Here is a 19,319-nt window from a genome sequence, read left to right as displayed (position 1 = left end):
TTTAACTTTTTACATCTTCGGGTGTCAGGCGGCCCACGACGGATTGCCGTTCGTCAAATACTTCGCGGGCCGCGTCCTGAACCTGTTTCGCCGTAACTTCGGAAATATGCTGTGGCCAATTGACGATACTCTCGATCGTCTCGCCGCTGGCGAGGGCACCCCCGAAAATGTTAGCGGCCCCACGGATGCTGTCCCGGGCGTAAATTGCATCGGCAAGAAGTTTCCGTTTGGCGCGGTTCAGTTCCTTCTCGGTCACGCCATTCTCGATCACATCCTGAATGATTGCCTGAACGGCGGCCTCTACGTCATCAAGTGAGTGATCCGCTGTCGGGCTTCCGTACACAACGAAGGTTGAGTTATCGTAAGAGCCGGAGTTGTAATAGGCGCCAGCATTTGTTGCGATTTTCTGATCCACGACCAAATCGCCGTATATGCGGCTTGTCACACCACCACCCAGTATTTGGCTTAAGACTTCCAAAGCCCGGAGATTTGCCTGATCTTCACTGCGGCCAGACGGGGCGAGATAACTCTGCCGCCAGGAAGGCTCCCGCACCCGTTTGTCGCTCATCTCGATGGTGCGCTTGGCGAGCTGCGGCGGCTCCTGTACCCGTTCACGCTCGGGAATGTCGCGGGCAGGAATCGGACCGTAGTATTTTTCGGCAAGTTCAAAGACCTCTTCCGCCTTCACATCGCCTGCAACAATCAGGATGGCATTGTTGGGAGTGTAATATGTGTTGTACCAGTCGAGCGCATCCTGCGTTGTCAGATTCTCAATTTCATGTCGCCAGCCAATCACCGGAGTTCCATATGGATGCGCAAGAAATTGCGCGGCCGCAAATTGTTCTCCGAACAGGGCCCCGGGATCGTTATCCGTCCGCTGGGACCGCTCCTCAAGCACCACTTTCAATTCCGGCGCGACAATATCATCGGTGAGAACCAGATTATTCATGCGATCCGCTTCCATCTCCATGAAGAGGGGCAGCTTGTCGACGCTTACATTCTGGTAATAGGCGGTATAGTCCTGCGAGGTGAACGCATTCTCCTGCCCCCCGTTTTCTGCTACGATCGCAGAAAACTCACCGGGTTCCAGATTCTTGGTTCCCTTGAACATCAGATGTTCCAGAAAATGCGCGATACCGGATTTAAGCGGTTGTTCATCCGCCGCGCCAATGCGGTACCAGACCATATGCGTCACAACCGGCGCACGGTGATCTTCCAGCACGACCACCTCCAACCCGTTCACAAGGGTCGTTACCTTGGGATCAAATAGCTTGGGAATGTCTTCTGCGGCTGAGGCCCGAAGCGGGCTATCAACTACAATAACACAAAAAAGGACGGCAAAAACGAAAAGCGGTCGTAACGGGCGCATCTGGCTGCCTCCGGTCGCAAAAAACTGTTGTCCTTGAATAAAGGACTCCTGCATGAGATTTACAAGGCTATACAGCCATTTTTTGTAATGAATTCTTCGCGAGCAACGCCAAAACCGACGCCAATCGGAATCGATCTGCGCTAGTTAAACAAGCCTTCAAGCAATGCCCTTTTGCGCCGCTCAATGATCGGAGTCTCGGCACCTGCAGAAGGATTCTCGCCGAGCGCCGCATTTTCCTGAAGACGTCTCTTCTCTTTTGCGGGGTCGACAACGGTGCCAAAAGGCGGCTGTTCCTGCCAGAACATGATTTTTTCCAAAAAGGTTTTATCATTTTCCGCGAGTACGGCGGTTTCGGTATCAATGATCTGGCGGATGTTCGGGTCTACATTCTCTGCGCCGGCTTGTCTCAGGAGCGCGAGTTCGCCGGTTGAGATTCCCGCCGCGACCGCATCAGCATGCGTTACGGGGGCCGTATTTTGTATTCCCCCCAGAAGTGCTGCTTTCGCACTATTCTCCGCGAGGATATCCTGAGGACCCTTCTGTCCCGGCACGGGTGGCCGGAGCGAGAAATCCGGTGGGATGATCAACGGCGCCTTGGTGATGACCGTGAATTCATCAGGGGCTTTTTTCCCCGAGAGACCAAGGGCCTGTTTGGTGCCTTCGCATCCTGTCAACGCAACAGCGGACAGCAACACCAGCCCGGCGACGAATTTCCCATGTTGCATTTTTTTTAAACCTTCCCTCATGACGGCATTTTATCGGATTTGCGCCCCTGAAACAAGTTCTCCAGCAGAATCACAATGACCCCGCAAACAATTGCCATATCGGCAACATTAAAGGCCGGCCAGCGCATGAAGATCAGGTCGAAATCAAAAAAGTCGGCAACGGCGCCCAATCGGACCCGATCAATGATATTCCCGATTGCCCCGCCCAGAACGAGACCAAGGCCCGCAGCTAACATCCTGTTTGTGGCTTTTCTAAGCCAAAAGAAGACAATCACGGAAATAGCCGCAGTGATTGCAACCAGAATCCAGCGCATATCATCGCCGGCGAACATGCCGAAACTGACGCCCCGGTTCCAGACCATGACCAGATTAAAGAATGAGGTTACTTCTATGCCGCCGGGATGCCGAGCCATCAAGTCGATCAGATACAGCTTGCTGACCTGATCAACGATAATGATGACCGCCGCAATAAAAAGCCCGAAGCGGAACATATGACTCACGCTTCAACCTCTAGCGGAAGTGTATCGACCACATCAGCACAACGGTTACAAAGATCATCGTATTTTTCGTGGCTTCCGACTTCATCTAGGACTTTCCAGCACCGCTGGCATTTCTCTCCCTCGGCAAGGGCCGGTACAACCGCCACGCCCTTGACATCCTCAAGCGTGAAGGCACCTTCCGGCGCAGGATCGGTTGAGAGCGTGATGCCTGACGTAATGCAGATATCCTCCAAGTTAAGCCCGTCGAGCAGTGCTTTATACTCCTCACTCACATGGACGGTCGGCGCAGCCTGCAAGCTGGCTCCGATCCGTTTCTCCCGCCGCTCGACTTCCAGCGCGCCCGTTACCACACGACGGAATGCCCGCACACTGAACCAACGATCAATAAGTGCACCATTTTCCCACTCTGCAGGGATTTCCGGGAAGAGACGAAGATGAACACTGCTATCCTCCCCGGGATAGCGGGTGAGCCAAGTTTCCTCCGCGGTAAAGACCAGCATCGGAGCCAGCCATGCCGTCAGACAATGGAAAAGGTGGTCCAGCACTGTCCGGGCAGCACGGCGGTGTATATCCGCCGCGCCATCGCAATAAAGAACATCTTTGCGGATATCGAAGTAAAAGGCGGATAGTTCCAGTGTGCAGAAATTATGGATCGCCGTGAAGACGCGGCTGAATTCATAAACGTTGCAGTTTGTTCGGATAAGTTTATCCAGCTCGAAAAGCCGATGCAGCACCCACTGCTCAAGCTCCGGCATTTCGCTGACGTCCAGCCGTTCACTCTCCTCCCAACCGTCCAGGTTTCCGAGGATAAAGCGCAGCGTATTGCGAAGACGGCGATAGCTATCGACCTGACCCTTCACGATCTCATTGCCGATACGCATATCTTCGGAATAGTCAGATGCCACCACCCAGAGACGCAGGATATCCGCGCCGTTCTGTTCGATGATCTTCTGCGGCGCAACAACATTGCCAAGAGACTTCGACATCTTCCGTCCCTGCCCGTCCATCACGAAACCATGTGTCAGCACGGCCTCATAGGGCGCGCGGCCTCTGGTCCCGCAGGATTCGAGCAAGGAGGAATGGAACCAGCCACGATGCTGATCAGTTCCTTCAAGATAAAGCGATGCCGGCCATTGCAGTTCCGGCCGCGCTTCCAATGTGAAGGCATGGGTACAGCCGGAATCAAACCAGACATCCAGAATGTCCATCGCCATATCATAGTCTTCGGGGTTGTAGTCATTGCCGAGGAAGCGTTGAGGAGGCGAATCAAACCACGCATCTGCTCCTTCCTCTTCCATGATCTGCTCAATGCGCGCATTGACCTTGTCATCACGCAGCAATTCGCCGGTTTCCTTATGGGTGAAGACCGTGATCGGCACACCCCAAGCACGCTGACGCGAGAGGACCCAGTCTGGCCGCCCGGCGATCATCGAATGAATGCGGTTACGGCCCGAGGCAGGATACCATTTCGTATCATCAATGGCCTTGAGCGCCTTTTCCCGCAGATCATTCGTCTCCATCGAGATGAACCACTGGCTGGTATTACGGAAGATTAGCGGCGCCTTGGACCGCCAGCTATGCGGATAGGAATGAACGAGCTTGCCGCGTTTGAGCAACGCGCCGACCTTTTCAAGCTCGTCCGCCACACCCTCGTTACATTTATAGACATGCTGGCCGGCGAACATCGGCACGTGATCATAGAATGTCCCGTCTTCATCGACCGTATGCGGCACCTCGATGCCGTGGACCATGCCGACCTCATAGTCCTCCTGACCATGGCCCGGGGCCGTATGGACAAATCCCGTACCGGCATCCACAGTCACATGATCGCCATCGATCAACGGCACATCGAAGTCATATCCCTGACCGTTAAACGGATGCAGGCAGATAACGCCTTTGAACGCGTCGCCCTTGCCGCGCCAAATCACATCGGCAGCGGCTATCCCCACTTCCTTCTGAACTTCGTCAAGTAACTCGGTCGCAACGAACAGCTTCTCGCCGACTACGGCAAGCGATCCTTCCGCCACCTCTTTCACTTCGATCCCGACATATTCCATATCCGGACCATAGGAGATGGCTCGGTTACCCGGCATCGTCCAGGGAGTCGTCGTCCAGATAACAATGGACCCGCCCATAAACTCTTCCGGTCCGGATTTCACGGGAAAGCGCACATGGATCGTCGTGGAAGTGTGATCGTGATATTCAAGCTCGGCTTCGGCAAGAGCCGTTTTTTCTACCGGCGACCACATGACCGGCTTCGATCCACGGTACAAACCGCCATTCATTAGAAACTTTAGGAGTTCCCGGGCGATCTGCGCTTCCGCTTCATAGCTCATGGTCAGATAGGGCCGATCCCAATCGCCGATAACTCCAAGGCGCTTGAACTCCTCCTTCTGCACGCCCACCCAATGGGTCGCAAAATCGCGGCACTCTTTGCGGAATTCAACGACAGGAACCTGATCCTTATCTTTTCCGGCCTTGCGGTATTTTTCTTCGATCTTCCATTCGATCGGCAAACCATGGCAGTCCCAGCCGGGCACATAATGGGCGTTCTTTCCCATCATCTGCTGCGACCGGCTGATCACATCCTTCAGGATCTTGTTCATGGCATGGCCGATATGCAGATTGCCGTTCGCATATGGCGGGCCATCGTGAAGAATGAATTTCTCGCGGTCTTTGGATTGCTCCCGCTGACGGGTGAAAAGATCCATTTCCTCCCAGCGTTCCAGCAGGCCCGGCTCCTTTGCAGGCAGACCGGCCTTCATGGGAAAGTCAGTACGGGGTAGAAAAAGCGTCGATTTATAGTCAGTGCTCATGATGGCGAACTGATCCTAACAGTATCTCAATCTGGTGGTGAAAATTGGCGACATCCGCCGCATATCCTTGGGTATGGCCCTGATCATCAGGTGCAAACCTTTGTTACCCGGCCTTACAGAGTAAAGGCCGGGCCCATAATTCGCCCATGAATAGATTCCCGCAAGGGCGCGGCAGCGATGATCGTCCGAAATTCAGTCATGGCAGGTGTTTTATCAACTCCCTCAACCGCTGTCGAGAAATCAAAGACTGTAATCAGCAAAAAACTGCCCTTTTTGCAAATATAGTGCATGTTACTCCTGATTTTCAGGTCCCAGGTGCCTTATCAGGAATTCTGACAAATGCACACGGGCGGCATCGCGCGCTTGCGCGTTGGTGCCGACAATCGGTACTACACCTTGCGCCGTCGTGAATTGAGGCAGCGACCGGATTTTGACATTCTCTGCATCGAACCCGTGATAGGCGCCGTCATATAGAATGATGGAGACGGGATTGCCGCGCTGCTCTGCCCCCTCGATGAACGACAAGCAGGGCTCCGGCCGAGTCCAGTTGTCCGCTGCACCCTGCAGTACGAGCAAAGGAATCTCCGTAGACCAGCTTTGGGGCTCAACCTCGGTAAAGGGTCTGGATTGAATCCGGTCATTGCACAAGGCTGGATAAAACGCGGCGGCGGCGGCAAAATCATGAACCGGCGGAGGTGAGGGCCGGGCGATGCTCAAACTGACAATAGAGAGAAGAACCACGCCGCCTCCTTGTGACCAGCCGACAAGGCCAATCCGTCCGTCAATTACAACATCGAGTGACTGCAGATAGGCGAGCGCCGCGTAGGCATCGAACGGACGCTCCCGATACATTCGGAGACGTTTCTTGACATCCCCACAGGTAACACCCAGACCTCGCGATCCGGCGCTATCAACAACCAGTGATACAAATCCTTGCGCGGTGAAATCCCGTGCCCATCGGGAATAAAAGGAAGACAGCATGCCATTCCGTAAGGCACCTCCGCATCCATGAAGAAGAACAATTGCCGGGAACGGCCCACTCCCTTCCGGTTTAAACAGATACGCATTGATATCCATCTGCCCATCCAGACTTGGAAACCGTACCCGTTCATTCGCCCCTGCAGGGATCGCTATATAATGGGCCGTAAAAAGGCACAAGAACAGCGCGACAGCGTGTCTAACTATGAACCTTCTTGTCTGCATATTTGGTCTGGCTATTGGATTGATCGGAGAGAATTGTGCGTGCTTTTTCAATGTCCCGACTGATCTGTTCCGTCAGTTCGTCTATACCGCCGAATTTCATTTCAGGGCGGATAAAATCGACGAAGGCAACGCGGATACTCTGATCATATAGATCACCGGACCAATCGAGTAGATGAACTTCTAGCAGAACATCCTTCTTATCGAACGTCGGGCGCATGCCGAAATTGGCAACTCCGTCAATCCAGTCGACATGTGTCCCCCGATGCAGCCCGACGCGAACCGCATAAACACCGAGCTTGGGATGATTATATCCGACAAGCGGGATATTGGCGGTGGGAAAGCCCACTGTCCGGCCTCGCTTGTCGCCGTCAACGACCACGCCTTCCACTTCCCACCAATGTCCCAGAAGGGCGGCGGCTTTTCCAGGCTCCCCGGCTTTCAGGCATTCCCGGATTGCCGTAGATGAAAAAATAGTTGTCTCCTCCCCAACCGGCTCGACGACCGTCACACCAAAACCGTATTTCTTGCCGAGCTCCGCCAGGACAACAGTCGTCCCCTGTCTCTTATGGCCGAAAATAAAATCATAACCCACGACGACATGTACCGCCTTATAGCCCTCCACCAGGACTTCCCGGACAAAATCTTCCGCAGACTTCTGAGAGAATGCGAGATCGAACTTGAGCGCCGCCATGACATCCAGCCCCAGCCATTTCAGATGGGCCGCTTTTGTCTCCATAGTGGAAAGGCGGAAAGGGGGCGCATCGGGCGCGAAGAATTCACGTGAATGCGGCTCGAACGTCAGGACCCCGGCAGCGACGCCCAAGCGATCAGCAATCTCCTGCGCTTCCGCTATAACGGCCTGGTGACCGCGATGCACACCGTCGAAATTTCCGATGGCCAGAACCAGCCCCTGACACTCCACCGGCACATTCTGATAATCACGTAAAATACGCATCAACCGCAATCCGTCATTCTTATTGTTCTATGATCGTCGTGATACCATTAAAGTCGCTTCACCATCCAGCACAACTGTCTCCCCTATTGTGCAGACGCAGTCAAACGTGACCTTTTTACCGTTTATCTCCCTCAACGTAACCTTGGCAACGACCGTATCGCCAATGCAGACCGGCGCCTTGAAGTTGAGATTCTGGTTCATGTATATTGCCCCCGGTCCCGGCATCTTTGTTCCGAACACCGTCGACAACAGACCGGCGGACAACATGCCATGCGCAATGCGCTCCTTGAAAATCGTCTTCTCGGCAAACTCCGCATTGAGATGCACCGGGTTCGTATCGCCGGAAACCCCTGCATAGAGAACGATATCTGCTTCAGTGATCGTCTTGGCGTAGAGCGCGGTCATGCCGACTTTCAGATCTTCCAGAAAATAGCCGTGCAAATCTTCAAATACTGACATTGGTTTCCCATTCTTTTTTCGTTCGGATTTCGCGGATTATATAGGAGGAAAATCCGAACTGGCGCAAGAGTTCACAAAGTATTCCGGGTCTGGAATTTGGCGATATCGTCAGTTTTCGCATAATCCGCGTCTAATATTAACCATTTTTTCAGCTTCCCTGCCTAAGCTTCAACCCATAGGTTAGCGGATTTTCGAACGACGACCTGTCTGAATAAAGTGTTTATAGGAAATTAGAAGGAATTTTCCATGGCTGTCGATATGAACATGTCGATCCTCATCGTTGACGATTACAAAACTATGCTGCGTATTATTCGCAACCTTCTCAAGCAACTCGGCTTTAATGCGGTTGATGAAGCAGCAGACGGATCGGCCGCACTTTCAAAAATGCGGACAAAGAATTATGGGCTTGTCATTTCCGACTGGAATATGGAACCGATGACCGGCTACCAACTGTTGAAGGAAGTTCGGGCAGATGACTCGTTGAAAAGCACCCCGTTCATCATGATTACGGCTGAATCGAAAACGGACAACGTGATCGCCGCAAAAAAGGCTGGTGTTAACAACTACATCGTAAAACCCTTCAATGCGGCCACATTGAAAACCAAGATTTCGACGGTTCTGGGTGATTTCTAATGTCCGAAATGGATGAAGTCGCTCAGTTAAGGCGGGAAATTACCTCCCTCCATCAGGATTGTCAGGACCTTGCCAACTTTATTACGGCGGCGCGGTCTGAAATCGCTGAAATTCGGCCGAATGATCTGAAACAGGAAAAACTTCCGCGTGCCGGCAAGGAGCTCGACGCGATCGTTGAAGCAACGGAAACCGCCACGAACCAGATCATGAATGCGACAGAAGCCATCATGTCTGCAAAAGTCACGGATGCAGATGTCGTGAACGATGCCTGCATGGAAATATTCGAGGCCTGCTCTTTTCAGGATATTACCGGCCAGCGAATCAGCAAGGTCGTATCTACCCTCAATTATATCGAGGAATATCTGGCACGGCTTACCAAAGCCTGGGGACACCATATGGATAGTGCCCAGAAAGCAGCAGGCACTTCCGTTGAGGATGAGGACGCAAGTCTTCTGAACGGGCCCGCCCTTGAAGGGGAAGGCGTCAACCAGCAGGATATCGACTCCCTGTTCGACGAAGACGGTGCCTCTGGCGAAGAAAAATCCAAAAAACCTGCTGAACCGTCAAAGGAAGAAAGCAGCAAAGCACAGGCCGAAATCGACGCCCTTTTTGACTAAAGGCGCCGAAGAGGTCTCTCCCTACCAGACCATGTGACCAATCACGTAATTCGGGGCAATTCCATATTGCTCTGTCACCGTGTTCATCTGGTCTTTCGTCGGTATTTGACCGGGTTGCAGCCCCCACTCTTCCGCATGTATGCCGCCAGAGACGAGAACACTGTCAATGCCTGCGGCATGTGCGCCCTTGATGTCCGTCCGCATGCTGTCTCCAACTGCAAGAATTCGTGATGCCTTGACCCCCAGCTTTTTTATTGCTTGGCGGTAAACCTCCGGATAGGGCTTGCCGAAAAGCTCCACACGGCCGCCCATCTCGGCATAGAGCGCCGCTATGGCCCCTGCACAATAATGGGTGGTTGTTCCGCGCATGACCATTAAATCCGGATTGGCACAGAGCATCGGCAGATCCCTCGACAGACCCTCCATCAGAAGGCTGCGATAATCCTCTGGTATCTCCGTTTCATCATCGACAAGTCCCGTACAAATCAAAAAATCTGCGGCGTCAACTGAATGGACGCGGGTGTAGCCAAGACCATCTTCTAGCCCTTTGTCCCGAACTGCCCCAATCTGGTAAAATGCCTCTCCGTTATCTTTCAGGAACGGATGCTCCCGCCATGTCAGAACTTCCCGCGTTATATCCCCGGATGTCAGGATTTGATCGTAGTCAGTCCGCTCCACCCCGATATTACGCAGGAATGCGATAACATGATCGTTTGTCCGGGGCGCATTCGACACCAGAATAAGGGGCTTTCCATTTGCACGCAGTTTCGCCATGCACTCCAGTACGCCAGGATAAGGCATATGGCCGTTATGCACCACTCCCCATAAATCCAGAAGAAAGGCATCATAGTCTGCCGCGATACCGGCGAGCCCGGTCAGAAATTTTGGGGACATTGAATTAAAGCCTGTTAATTGACTGCTTGTGGCGGGCGCGGCACGCCGAAGAGGAAGCCCTGACCGAAGCCGACTTCAACATCGAGCAAACCGATAACCGTATCTTCATCTTCCACCATGCTGGCGATAAGCTCGATATTCTCGCGGTAAAGGGCTTCACGCAGATCATCGGGATGAATATCCATGGGCAATCCGGTTCCACCAGGCAACAAATCGACGGCCGCCACTTTCATGTAACGGAAATTCCGTTTGCCAAGTTCGCCAAAATCAAAATCGAGCCGCTCGACATGATCGACCGAGAAATGGAAACCCATCTTGGCCAGGGTGGACAGTCCCTTCTGGATCGCCTCGGACGCATTGTCGATATCAATTTGTGCAAATTCTAGGATCAGGCTGTCACTTAAATCCTTATTCTGGTCGAGAAAATCGACAAACTGCCGAAAGAACGCCGTATCCCGCAAGGTCCGGGCGGATACATTAACAAAAAAACCAATCTCGGAATTCTTTTGACGCACCCTGCGGATCAACTGCACACAGCGGATGAGCAAAAGGTTATCTATCGTTCCGATCAATCCGGCGGTTTCCGCAATATTCAGATACTGGCCGGGCGTGATAACTTCTCCTCTCGGCCCGCGAATACGTGAGAAGGCTTCATAGAAAAGGGTGCGTCTTTGCGGCAACCGGACAATCGGCTGGAGATAGAGATCAACTTTGTTCTCCTGTAATCCCGCCCGTACAATTTCCAGGATTTCCACATCCCGAGGCATGGTGCTTTCAGGTGACTCGTCGCTGCTTGACGATGCGGTCGTCGTCTCTTCTTGAACTTCCGCATCCGCCGAAAGAACAAACTCCTCTTCCTCTTTCGGCTCCGGCTTTTCATCCGTGGACAGTTGCTTCAGCAATTTACGGAGGATTTGCATTTCGCTGGCGAAACTATCCATATTGCCGTCTTTGCCGGCCAGACGTCCCAGAATATTGTCAAATCGGTCCAGACCGGTTTCCGCCATGTCGAGATCGCTGCGCATTTTTTGCAAGTCCCGCTGGAAGCGCGCTCGCTCCACATGACGCATGGTAAAATCATGCACCAACGCGCAGATCAGGAAGAACACGCCTCCCGCCCAATACCCGACAACCGGATCAAGCCCCTCGACATAAACCGGCGCCTGCACAGCGATAACAACTGCCGTCAAAGCATAGGCAATGATGATTACGCTATGATAAAGCACGCGAAAACGATCCCCCTTGAGTTACAGCCGTCAGTTTAGTCAAAATTTTCGGTTTGGAAAGATAATCTCGGACAGGAACTCACAAAAGGGCTGGCTGCTTCCCCGTCAAGGTTGATATAGTCTGAAGATTCCCATGCAAAAACTCTAATAAAGAAGATGGAAAATGAACAGATTACAGGACAAGGTAGCCATTGTAACCGGTGGCACAAGCGGGATCGGTCTGAGGACAGTCGAAGTCTTTGCTGAAGAAGGCGCAAAGGTTGTATTTTCAGGGCGACGGGAGAAGGAAGGCCAGGAAATTGCGGATCGCCTTGGCGAGAATGTCTCATTTATTCGGGCGGATGCCAGTGTCGAGGCAGACATGCAATCACTTATCACCGGGACAGCGGAAAAGTACGGCAAGCTCGATTGTCTGTTTAATAACGCCGGCGGTCCCGCACCGGTTGGCAGCATAGAAACCGTCGATTTCGATCAGGCAATGTCCGCTGTCACTCTGCTTTTCGGCGGTGTCCTGCTCGGCATCAAGCATGCGGCCCCGATCATGAAAAAACAGGGTTTTGGCAGCATCATCAATAATGGCAGTATCGCCGGTCATCTCGCTGGCTATTCGACGTCTATGGTTTATAGCAGTGCAAAAGCCGCCGTCCTGCAATTAACGCGAAGTGCCGCGATGGAACTTGGCGAAAGCAATGTGCGCGTCAACTCCATCTCACCAGGCGCCATTGCCACCGGAATATTCGGCAAGGCACTTGGCCTTAAGGGGCAAGCGGCGGAAGATACGGCAAAAGTTGCGGGGGAAGTACTGTCCAAAGCCCAACCCATTCGCCGGGCCGGTCTTCCTGATGATATCGCCAAGGCGGCATTATTCCTGGCGTCAGACGATTCCACCTTTGTCAATGCAGCCGACATCCTTGTCGACGGCGGCATGATCGGCGGGCGGCACTGGTCCGCGCATCAGGAAAGTGTCAAAAATCTTGGACAGGCGTTTCGCGGAAACTGACCGAACGTCAGTTGCTTTCCAAACGGCCGATGGCAAGGAACTTGCGGCGACGCTCCTCCCGGAGTTCACCCGGTTCCTTCTTTGAAAGAGCGGCCAGCTCCTCCTCGACAGCATCTCCGAGAGAATTGATGGCGGCGGGAACGTCCCGCTGTGCACCGCCGATAGGTTCCTCGACGATCCGATCAATGACCTTGAGCTTCAACAAATCTTGCGCCGTGATTTTCATAGCGGTGGCCGCATCCTGAGCCCTGTCGCGGGTTTTCCAGAGAATTGCGGCGCAGCCCTCGGGGGAAATGACGGAATAAACCGCATGCGCAAACATCAGAACCTTGTTGGCGCTTGCAAGGGCCACAGCGCCACCTGATCCGCCTTCACCAACAATGGAAGCGATCACCGGCACGCGAACATCCAGGCACACCTCGATCGAACGGGCGATGGCCTCCGCCTGTCCGCGCTCCTCCGCACCGATCCCGGGATAGGCGCCGGACGTATCGATAAAAGTCAGAATGGGAAGCGAGAAATGATCGGCCATCCGCATCAGGCGTTGTGCCTTGCGGTACCCTTCAGGCCGGGCCATGCCGAAGTTATGTCGAAGACGCGTTTCTGTATCCTTGCCCTTCTCAGTACCAATCACCACGACACTGCGCCCGCGAAAGCGGCCCATCCCACCGATAATCGCCTTGTCATCAGCAAAGGCACGATCTCCTGCCAGCGGTGTGAAATCAGTCATCAACTGCGCCGTAATATCGTTCAGCTTCGGGCGATCCACATGCCGGGCGACCTGCGTCTTCTGCCAGGGCGTTAATTTTGTGTAGGTTTGCTCCAGCTGGTAGAGCGCTTTCTGGCGGAGCTTCGCAATGTCTTCTTTGATCTCGATATCACTGCCGTCTTCAAGCCCCTCAAGCTCACGTATTTTACCTTCGAGGTCTGCAATCGGCTTTTCAAAATCAAGAAAGTTATTCATAAAAAGTCCACACTCCACTGTTATCAGTCGTGTGATTATTAAATCGACGGAACGGTTACGTCAATGAACCGTTCCGCCGGACACTAAAATTGTGACTTCCGTATGAACGGATTACTTTTTGGTCCGCGCCTCAATAATATCGGCCTGAGTGACGAGCGCTTCCGCCTGCTTGATGGAGGCAATATCAATCAGTCCGCCATCAAGTGCGACGGCGCCGGCGCCTTCTTTCTGCGCTTTTTCCATGGCTTCAAGGATACGGCGGGCCTTCGCAATTTCCTTCTCCGCCGGTGTGAAGATATCATTGGCCAGCGGGATCTGCTTCGGATGAATGGCCCATTTGCCTTCACAGCCGAGAATGGCCGCCCGGTTACCGTGGGCAACGTAGCCGTCCGGATCGGAGAAGTCACCAAACGGACCATCTATCGGACGCAGACCATTCGCCCGCGCCGCAACAACCATACGGGCAATGGCATAGTGCCACATATCACCCCAATGGAAATCACGGGAACCATCTTCCGCCGGATCGGTCAACACGCCATACAGCGGGTTCGGCCCGCCGATAGAAGTTGTCCGTGCCTTTGTTGACGCTGCATAATCCGCAACACCAAAATGCAGGCTTTCATTGCGCTTACTGGCGGCGGCGATCTCATGAATGTTCTGCATCCCGAGAGCGGTTTCAATAATATGTTCGAACCCGATCTTTTTTTTCCGCCCCGTTGCCGTTTCAATCTGTGTTACCAGCATATCGAGCGCATAAACATCGGACGCCGTCCCGACCTTCGGGATCATGATGAGATCAAGGCGCTCTCCGCCCTTCTCCACCACATCAACAACATCGCGATACATATAATGCGTATCCAGACCATTGATCCGGACAGACATAACCTTATCGCCCCAGTCCACATCGTGGAGCGCTTCGATGATATTCTTGCGGGCCTGCGCCTTGTCATTCGGAGCCACCGCATCCTCAAGATCAAGGAAGATTGCATCCGCATCGGATTTCGCCGCTTTTTCGAACATATGCGGACTGGAACCAGGCACAGCAAGTTCACAACGATTAAGGCGCGAAACGCAGGGTTCCGGAACAGTAAAGCTCATGAGGATCACACTTTCTTATTGTCAGGTTTGTGAAAGAATTGATTGAAAACTGCTTTAGCCGCAGCAGAGAGTCAAGTTTTCCGCGCATATTTTTGATTTAAGCCAATGGATGATGAGTAGAGACAATCTCCATCAATCGTTTTTGAAGCACATGTGTATAGATCTGGGTCGTCGAAATATCCGCATGTCCCAACATCTTCTGCAAGCTCCTGAGATCGGCACCATTCGCGAGCAGATGACTTGCAAAAGCATGGCGCAGAACATGGGGCGAGACTTTCGCCGGATCGATAGCGGCCTCGACCGCCAGTTCCTTCAGGAGCTGCCCAAGACGTTGCCGCGTCAGGAAACCCTGCCCGCCCCGCGACGGATACAGCCATTTCGAATGTTTGCCATCCACGCAAAACCCAGCCCTGACCTCCAGGTACTGGTCCAGGGCGTCCTTCGCCGTTTGGTTTACCGGTACAAGCCGTTCCTTGTTCCCTTTGCCCCGCACGATGAGAAACCGATCCTGTTCACGAATAGCGGGATAAGGCAGGGAGACCAGTTCTGAGACCCGAAGGCCCGTGGCGTATAGAAGCTGTAGCAGGGAATAAAGACGTTTCTTTTCAGGGCTATCCCCCATCGCCGCCGCAAGCAGTTTGTCCACCTCCGCCTCTGTCAGATATTTCGGCAGACGACGACCGGCGCGGGGGCTATCAATATTGAGCGACGGATCGTCGCGGCGGATATCTTCGCCCAGAAGATAGGAGAAAAACTGACGTATCGCGCTAAGCCGCCGCGCCTGCGTTGTCGCCTTAAGGCCTGTATCATCCAGGAATTTTATGTAGGCCTGAATATCAGCGGCCGTCGCCTTTCTGACATTCTGCCCCCGACGCGCAAGGAATCCGGAAAAATCCTCAAGATCCCTGCGATAACTCGCCAATGTGTTTGCCGCCGCCCCTCTCTCGGTCAGCAGCATTTCAAGAAAGCCTTCCAGAATATGGGCAGACATCCTATAGATTCCGCGTAATGGCGGCTTCCAATGCGAGCTGGCGGGCGTCTTCAGTCAGCCCGATTTTCTGAAGCGCCGTCAAAACACTGACAAGCGTTTCGGTTGATGCAAGCCCCGGCCCTTCTTCCCCGAGCGCCGCCAAGGACAGGGCGATCGTCTCCCCTACCAGTCCGGCATCGGCAGCACGACCAAGGTTTCTCTCTATCACCTGGTTTGACAAGCCGAACCGCGGCACCTGACCGAGCGCCAATGCGTCCGCCCAGAGCTTGTCCGGCACAGGTTCAGCGAAGAGTTCAAGAATGTCCAAATACATTCCGACATTTTCCGATTGCGCCGCATCCTCACCATGATTGAAAACAGCAACATCAAAATTCGCCGCATTCCATTTCGCGATTCCGGTCGTGCCGGAAATGATCATATAGGCGTCCGCCCGCGCAATTTGCTTGCGGGCCGCGTCTCGCTCTTCAAAATTTCCCCGCAGTGCTCCACGCCGAACCGCGCGTTCCCAGTTTGTTATCTCAACCTCAGACTTCGACAACAACGAGAGCCGCAGCGCATCCAACTCGAACTTGTCGCCATACTCAGCCGGAGTGAGATTTGTCAGCAGCAGGAGAGAAAGACGCGATGCCGTAAAGTAGGAGCCATCGCGTTCCCCGGCGGCCCATATCTCACCGATAAGTCGTGCCTTTTCCAGATCAGCATCAGTCCCGACCGCTTCCCGATAAAGCGTTGCGATCTGGGCCAACTCTGTCCTCTCATCCGCATTGTTGCGAAAGGCGCCCTGATTGATTAATCGCCGGAGAAGGTCCGGCGCAACGCTTCCCATGGTGAGAGACTCATAGGCCGCTACGTACCGGTCATCGACATTCGCCGCCTCATCCATAGCCAGCGCCCACAGAAAAGCATGGCCCGCGTTCTCTATCGCGGAGAGGGACGGAGACACTCTCGACAGTTTCAGCATCGCAAAATGCAACGGGGTCAGTTCCTGATCAGTCTCGGGAAGCGGCGTGGCACCACCTGCCACTCGGTCAAAGAGCGCAAAAAAGAGGGCATCATCCCCCGCCGTTTCATCGAGCAGGTTCAGGCCCAGTTCCGCCCGCGCAGTGTTTCCGGTAACAAGGTTGCAATATATATCTGCCTTGGCCCAGAAACCGTCGACACTCGTTTGTTGCTGACCCTCAACTGCCCGGCACGCCTGATCATTCTGCCCTTGCAGAAGCATCAATTCAACAGCGATACGGTCAAGGGCAGGCGTCATGCCGGATGCCGGCATACGGCGGACCAGTTCAGACGCATCCGTTACCAGTCCGGCCTCAACGAGTTTTTCGAGGCGCAGCCTGATCAGGTCTGTCGGATTTTCCGTTCCCTGCGGAATAACCGCCGCCGTCAGTAATAACCTGCGGAACAGGCGCTGCATCTCGGGAGATGTTGATGATACCGGCAAATTCTGCAAAAGCGTTATGACGCGCTCTGGTGCGGTGCCGTTCCACATTTCGGGGCCCAGCCCGCCACTTGCGGTCGTCAGTGTCCCGATTGAAGCAGGATCAAGCCCGCCAAGGGATTGTACGATCACCGATCCGTCGATCCGGGTCCCTTCGATAACTTTTTTTTCTGACGGAGGCGCTAATGTCGGATTTGAGGCCGGTGCCGTTTCAGCCTGCTGAGTTGTCGTCGATTGCCCGAGCGGCGGGACGAGGCTGCGCGGTTTATCCTGCGCCTGCACAACAGAGGAAGAGAGGACCAGAGCGGCGAAAAACCCACCGACGATCCAGCGGGGAATGCTAATTCGGGAACTGATCATTTGGGATAACCTTTTCAACTTTCACCGACGGTGCGGGAATATCCCACGCCGAGAGGAAAACGCCACCACCGATTATCACGGCAGCCACCAAAAAAAGCAGAAAAAGGGAAAATTTAGACATCTTCGATCACTATATCCAAAATCCGATCACCATAATTTGGTGTATACGGGGTAAAACTATTGCTATTTAAAGCGCTAAGCTGCGATTATACAGAAAATTTGGCTTTATTGATTAGCACGGTTCGGCGAAATACATCAATAACCTTCGGGAAAGATATTGTCGGCTTCCCAGTAAATGGGAATTCGCCAGACCGTTGAAAAGTGACAGAATGAACAGGATACAAAATACCGGCGCGGAGGAAACCGCTGCGGCTATTGACTTGAAGGCACGACCCATCGTGCTGGTGGGTCTTATGGGAGCGGGCAAAAGTTCGATCGGGCGCCGCCTTGCAAGCCAACTCGGTTTGCCTTTCAAGGATGCCGATGCGGAAATCGAGGCCGCGTCCAATCTGACGGTGGCGGAATTTTTCGAGATGCATGGCGAAGCGGCCTTTCGGGAGGGAGAGCGTAAAGTCATTGCCCGCCTGTTAAGAGAACCGCGCCACGTACTGGCGACAGGCGGTGGCGCCTTCATGGATAGAAAAACGCGTGCGTTAATTGCAAAAAAGGGCTGTTCAATTTGGTTGCGCGCAGAGCTCGATGTCATTTATAAGCGCTGCATGAAACGCAATAATCGGCCGCTTTTAAAAACCGGCAACCCGAAAGCCACATTGAAAAAGCTGATGGACGAACGTTATCCCGTTTATGCGGAGGCGGATATCACGGTTGATAGTGGCGACGGCCCCCATGAAATTGTGGTGGACAAGATTATTGAAGCACTCGCGGCACATGATAAACCGCCGTCAACCCGATATGAAGCACCCAAAAAATGACACTTCCCGCGTCTGATTCCGCTATATCGCCTGTTCGTGTCCCTGTAGCCCTCGGCGCACGTTCATATGAAATATTGGTGGGATCCAATCTGATAGCTGATGGCGGATCTTCGCTGAAAGGCGTTTTGAGGAATCCGCGCGTTGCCATCATTACCGACGAGACGGTTGCCGCACTTCATCTGAAGACCCTGGAAAAAACACTGGATCATGCGGGGATCGAACACAGCGCCCATATCTTCCCCGCAGGAGAAAGCAGTAAAAGTATTGCGACCTATGGCGGCCTGATGAACCGGCTGCTTGATGCCCGCATTCAGCGTGATGAGGCCCTTATTGCCTTTGGTGGCGGAGTTATTGGCGATTTGACAGGATTTGCCGCCGCGACATTGCGCCGCGGTGTTGATTTTATCCAGATTCCCACGACCCTGCTGTCTCAGGTCGATAGTTCTGTGGGTGGCAAGACTGGAATCAATGCGACGCAAGGCAAGAACCTGATCGGTGCCTTCTATCAGCCAAAACTCGTACTCGCAGATATCTCATTGCTCGACAGTCTGCCGCGCCGTGAAATCATTGCAGGCTACGCTGAAGTGGTTAAATACGGACTTCTGGGCGACCGTGATTTCTTTGAATGGCTTGAAGTAAACGGCAAGAAAGTCATTGAAGGAGACGAAGCCGCCCGCATCTACGCGGTGGAGCAAAGCGTAAGAGCCAAGGCCCGCATCGTCGCGCAAGATGAGCGAGAGGGAGGCGTACGTGCCCTACTCAACCTGGGTCATACATTTGGTCATGCGCTGGAAGCAGAAACCGGATATGGTCCGCACCTTAACCATGGCGAAGCCGTTTCGATCGGCATGATCATGGCCGCTGAGCTATCGGCAGAACTCGGATTTCTCAATCGTCAGGAGTTGGGCCGCATTGTTGCACATTTTGAGGATGCTGGCCTTCCGACACATGTTCCGCATATTGACGGCCTCGACTGGAGCGCAGAAAAACTTCTCGCCCATATGCGTCAGGACAAGAAAATCAGCGGCGGCAAAATCATGCTGATCCTGATGAAGGAGATTGGCGTATCTTTCACGACACGGGATATCCAGGAATCCGATATCCTTTCCTTGCTCAAACAGAAAATACAGGAATAG

The 19,319-nt window shown here is 53.5% G+C and carries 18 protein-coding genes; 5 read left to right on the top strand and 13 right to left on the bottom strand.

Going from position 1 to position 19,319, the window contains the following annotated elements:
- Nucleotide 1: 1 nt before the first annotated feature.
- From AAC599_RS12625 to AAC599_RS12595, 7 genes are all read right to left on the bottom strand, one after another.
- Complete coding sequence (locus tag AAC599_RS12625) at nucleotides 2-1,369, bottom strand: pitrilysin family protein (RefSeq protein ID WP_340150762.1); 1,368 nt, start codon at nucleotides 1,367-1,369, stop codon at nucleotides 2-4.
- 140 nt (nucleotides 1,370-1,509) lie between these two features.
- Nucleotides 1,510-2,094 (bottom strand): DUF3035 domain-containing protein, encoded by a 585-nt coding sequence (locus AAC599_RS12620; RefSeq protein ID WP_340150761.1) that lies wholly within the window; start codon nucleotides 2,092-2,094, stop codon nucleotides 1,510-1,512.
- Nucleotides 2,095-2,111: 17 nt separating this feature from the next.
- Nucleotides 2,112-2,585, bottom strand: a complete 474-nt coding sequence (gene lspA / locus AAC599_RS12615; RefSeq protein ID WP_340151007.1) for a signal peptidase II — start codon at nucleotides 2,583-2,585, stop codon at nucleotides 2,112-2,114.
- A gap of 5 nt (nucleotides 2,586-2,590) precedes the next feature.
- Nucleotides 2,591-5,410 carry an isoleucine--tRNA ligase gene (gene ileS / locus AAC599_RS12610; RefSeq protein ID WP_340150760.1) on the bottom strand — a complete coding sequence of 940 codons (2,820 nt, stop codon included), beginning with the start codon at nucleotides 5,408-5,410 and terminating at the stop codon, nucleotides 2,591-2,593.
- A 291-nt stretch (nucleotides 5,411-5,701) separates the two neighbouring features.
- Nucleotides 5,702-6,613: a dienelactone hydrolase family protein gene (locus AAC599_RS12605; RefSeq protein WP_340150759.1), complete on the bottom strand. Its 912-nt coding sequence runs from the start codon at nucleotides 6,611-6,613 to the stop codon at nucleotides 5,702-5,704.
- On the bottom strand, nucleotides 6,588-7,568 hold the full coding sequence (locus tag AAC599_RS12600) for a bifunctional riboflavin kinase/FAD synthetase (protein WP_340150758.1): 981 nt from the start codon (nucleotides 7,566-7,568) through the stop codon (nucleotides 6,588-6,590). Before AAC599_RS12600 ends, AAC599_RS12605 begins: the two co-directional genes overlap by 26 nt.
- A 27-nt stretch (nucleotides 7,569-7,595) precedes the next feature.
- The gene (locus AAC599_RS12595) at nucleotides 7,596-8,027 is read right to left on the bottom strand and encodes a MaoC family dehydratase (RefSeq protein ID WP_340150757.1); all 432 of its coding nucleotides are present in this window, start codon (nucleotides 8,025-8,027) and stop codon (nucleotides 7,596-7,598) included.
- A gap of 246 nt (nucleotides 8,028-8,273) precedes the next feature.
- Here AAC599_RS12595 and AAC599_RS12590 point away from each other — a divergent pair, with 246 nt between their 5' ends.
- Together AAC599_RS12590 and AAC599_RS12585 are read left to right on the top strand one after the other, a co-directional pair.
- The gene (locus AAC599_RS12590) at nucleotides 8,274-8,660 is read left to right on the top strand and encodes a response regulator (protein WP_340150756.1); all 387 of its coding nucleotides are present in this window, start codon (nucleotides 8,274-8,276) and stop codon (nucleotides 8,658-8,660) included.
- On the top strand, nucleotides 8,660-9,277 hold the full coding sequence (locus tag AAC599_RS12585; RefSeq protein WP_340150755.1) for a protein phosphatase CheZ: 618 nt from the start codon (nucleotides 8,660-8,662) through the stop codon (nucleotides 9,275-9,277). Before AAC599_RS12590 ends, AAC599_RS12585 begins: the two co-directional genes overlap by 1 nt.
- Before the next feature lie 21 nt (nucleotides 9,278-9,298).
- Here AAC599_RS12585 and AAC599_RS12580 read toward each other — a convergent pair whose 3' ends face one another.
- Nucleotides 9,299-10,171 carry a TIGR01459 family HAD-type hydrolase gene (locus AAC599_RS12580; protein ID WP_340150754.1) on the bottom strand — a complete coding sequence of 291 codons (873 nt, stop codon included), beginning with the start codon at nucleotides 10,169-10,171 and terminating at the stop codon, nucleotides 9,299-9,301.
- Between the two features lie 14 nt (nucleotides 10,172-10,185).
- Entirely contained in the window at nucleotides 10,186-11,397 is a 1,212-nt protein-coding gene (locus tag AAC599_RS12575) for an EAL domain-containing protein (protein ID WP_340150753.1), read from the bottom strand.
- 163 nt (nucleotides 11,398-11,560) lie between these two features.
- Between AAC599_RS12575 and AAC599_RS12570 the strand changes: the two genes are divergently transcribed.
- A complete protein-coding gene (locus tag AAC599_RS12570) occupies nucleotides 11,561-12,397 on the top strand; it encodes an SDR family oxidoreductase (RefSeq protein ID WP_340150752.1) in 837 nt (278 codons plus the stop codon).
- A 7-nt stretch (nucleotides 12,398-12,404) separates the two neighbouring features.
- Here the strand turns inward: AAC599_RS12570 and AAC599_RS12565 are convergent, their stop codons facing one another.
- From AAC599_RS12565 to AAC599_RS12550, 4 genes are all read right to left on the bottom strand, one after another.
- A complete protein-coding gene (locus tag AAC599_RS12565; protein ID WP_340150751.1) occupies nucleotides 12,405-13,361 on the bottom strand; it encodes an acetyl-CoA carboxylase carboxyltransferase subunit alpha in 957 nt (318 codons plus the stop codon).
- A gap of 111 nt (nucleotides 13,362-13,472) precedes the next feature.
- Nucleotides 13,473-14,459 (bottom strand): CoA ester lyase, encoded by a 987-nt coding sequence (locus AAC599_RS12560; protein ID WP_340150750.1) that lies wholly within the window; start codon nucleotides 14,457-14,459, stop codon nucleotides 13,473-13,475.
- Nucleotides 14,460-14,556: 97 nt separating this feature from the next.
- A complete protein-coding gene (xerD, locus tag AAC599_RS12555; protein WP_340150749.1) occupies nucleotides 14,557-15,450 on the bottom strand; it encodes a site-specific tyrosine recombinase XerD in 894 nt (297 codons plus the stop codon).
- Between the two features lies 1 nt (nucleotide 15,451).
- Entirely contained in the window at nucleotides 15,452-17,251 is a 1,800-nt protein-coding gene (locus AAC599_RS12550; RefSeq protein ID WP_340150748.1) for a hypothetical protein, read from the bottom strand.
- Between the two features lie 329 nt (nucleotides 17,252-17,580).
- Here AAC599_RS12550 and AAC599_RS12545 point away from each other — a divergent pair, with 329 nt between their 5' ends.
- Together AAC599_RS12545 and aroB are read left to right on the top strand one after the other, a co-directional pair.
- A complete protein-coding gene (locus AAC599_RS12545; protein WP_340150747.1) occupies nucleotides 17,581-18,183 on the top strand; it encodes a shikimate kinase in 603 nt (200 codons plus the stop codon).
- Nucleotides 18,180-19,319 carry a 3-dehydroquinate synthase gene (aroB, locus tag AAC599_RS12540; RefSeq protein WP_340150746.1) on the top strand — a complete coding sequence of 380 codons (1,140 nt, stop codon included), beginning with the start codon at nucleotides 18,180-18,182 and terminating at the stop codon, nucleotides 19,317-19,319. The genes AAC599_RS12545 and aroB overlap by 4 nt, the downstream gene beginning before the upstream one ends.

It is taken from the genome of uncultured Sneathiella sp. (assembly GCF_963976355.1).
GTDB lineage: Bacteria > Pseudomonadota > Alphaproteobacteria > Sneathiellales > Sneathiellaceae > Sneathiella.
Note: the sequence above shows the minus strand (reverse complement) of the source record. Positions and strands in the feature narration are given on the sequence as shown.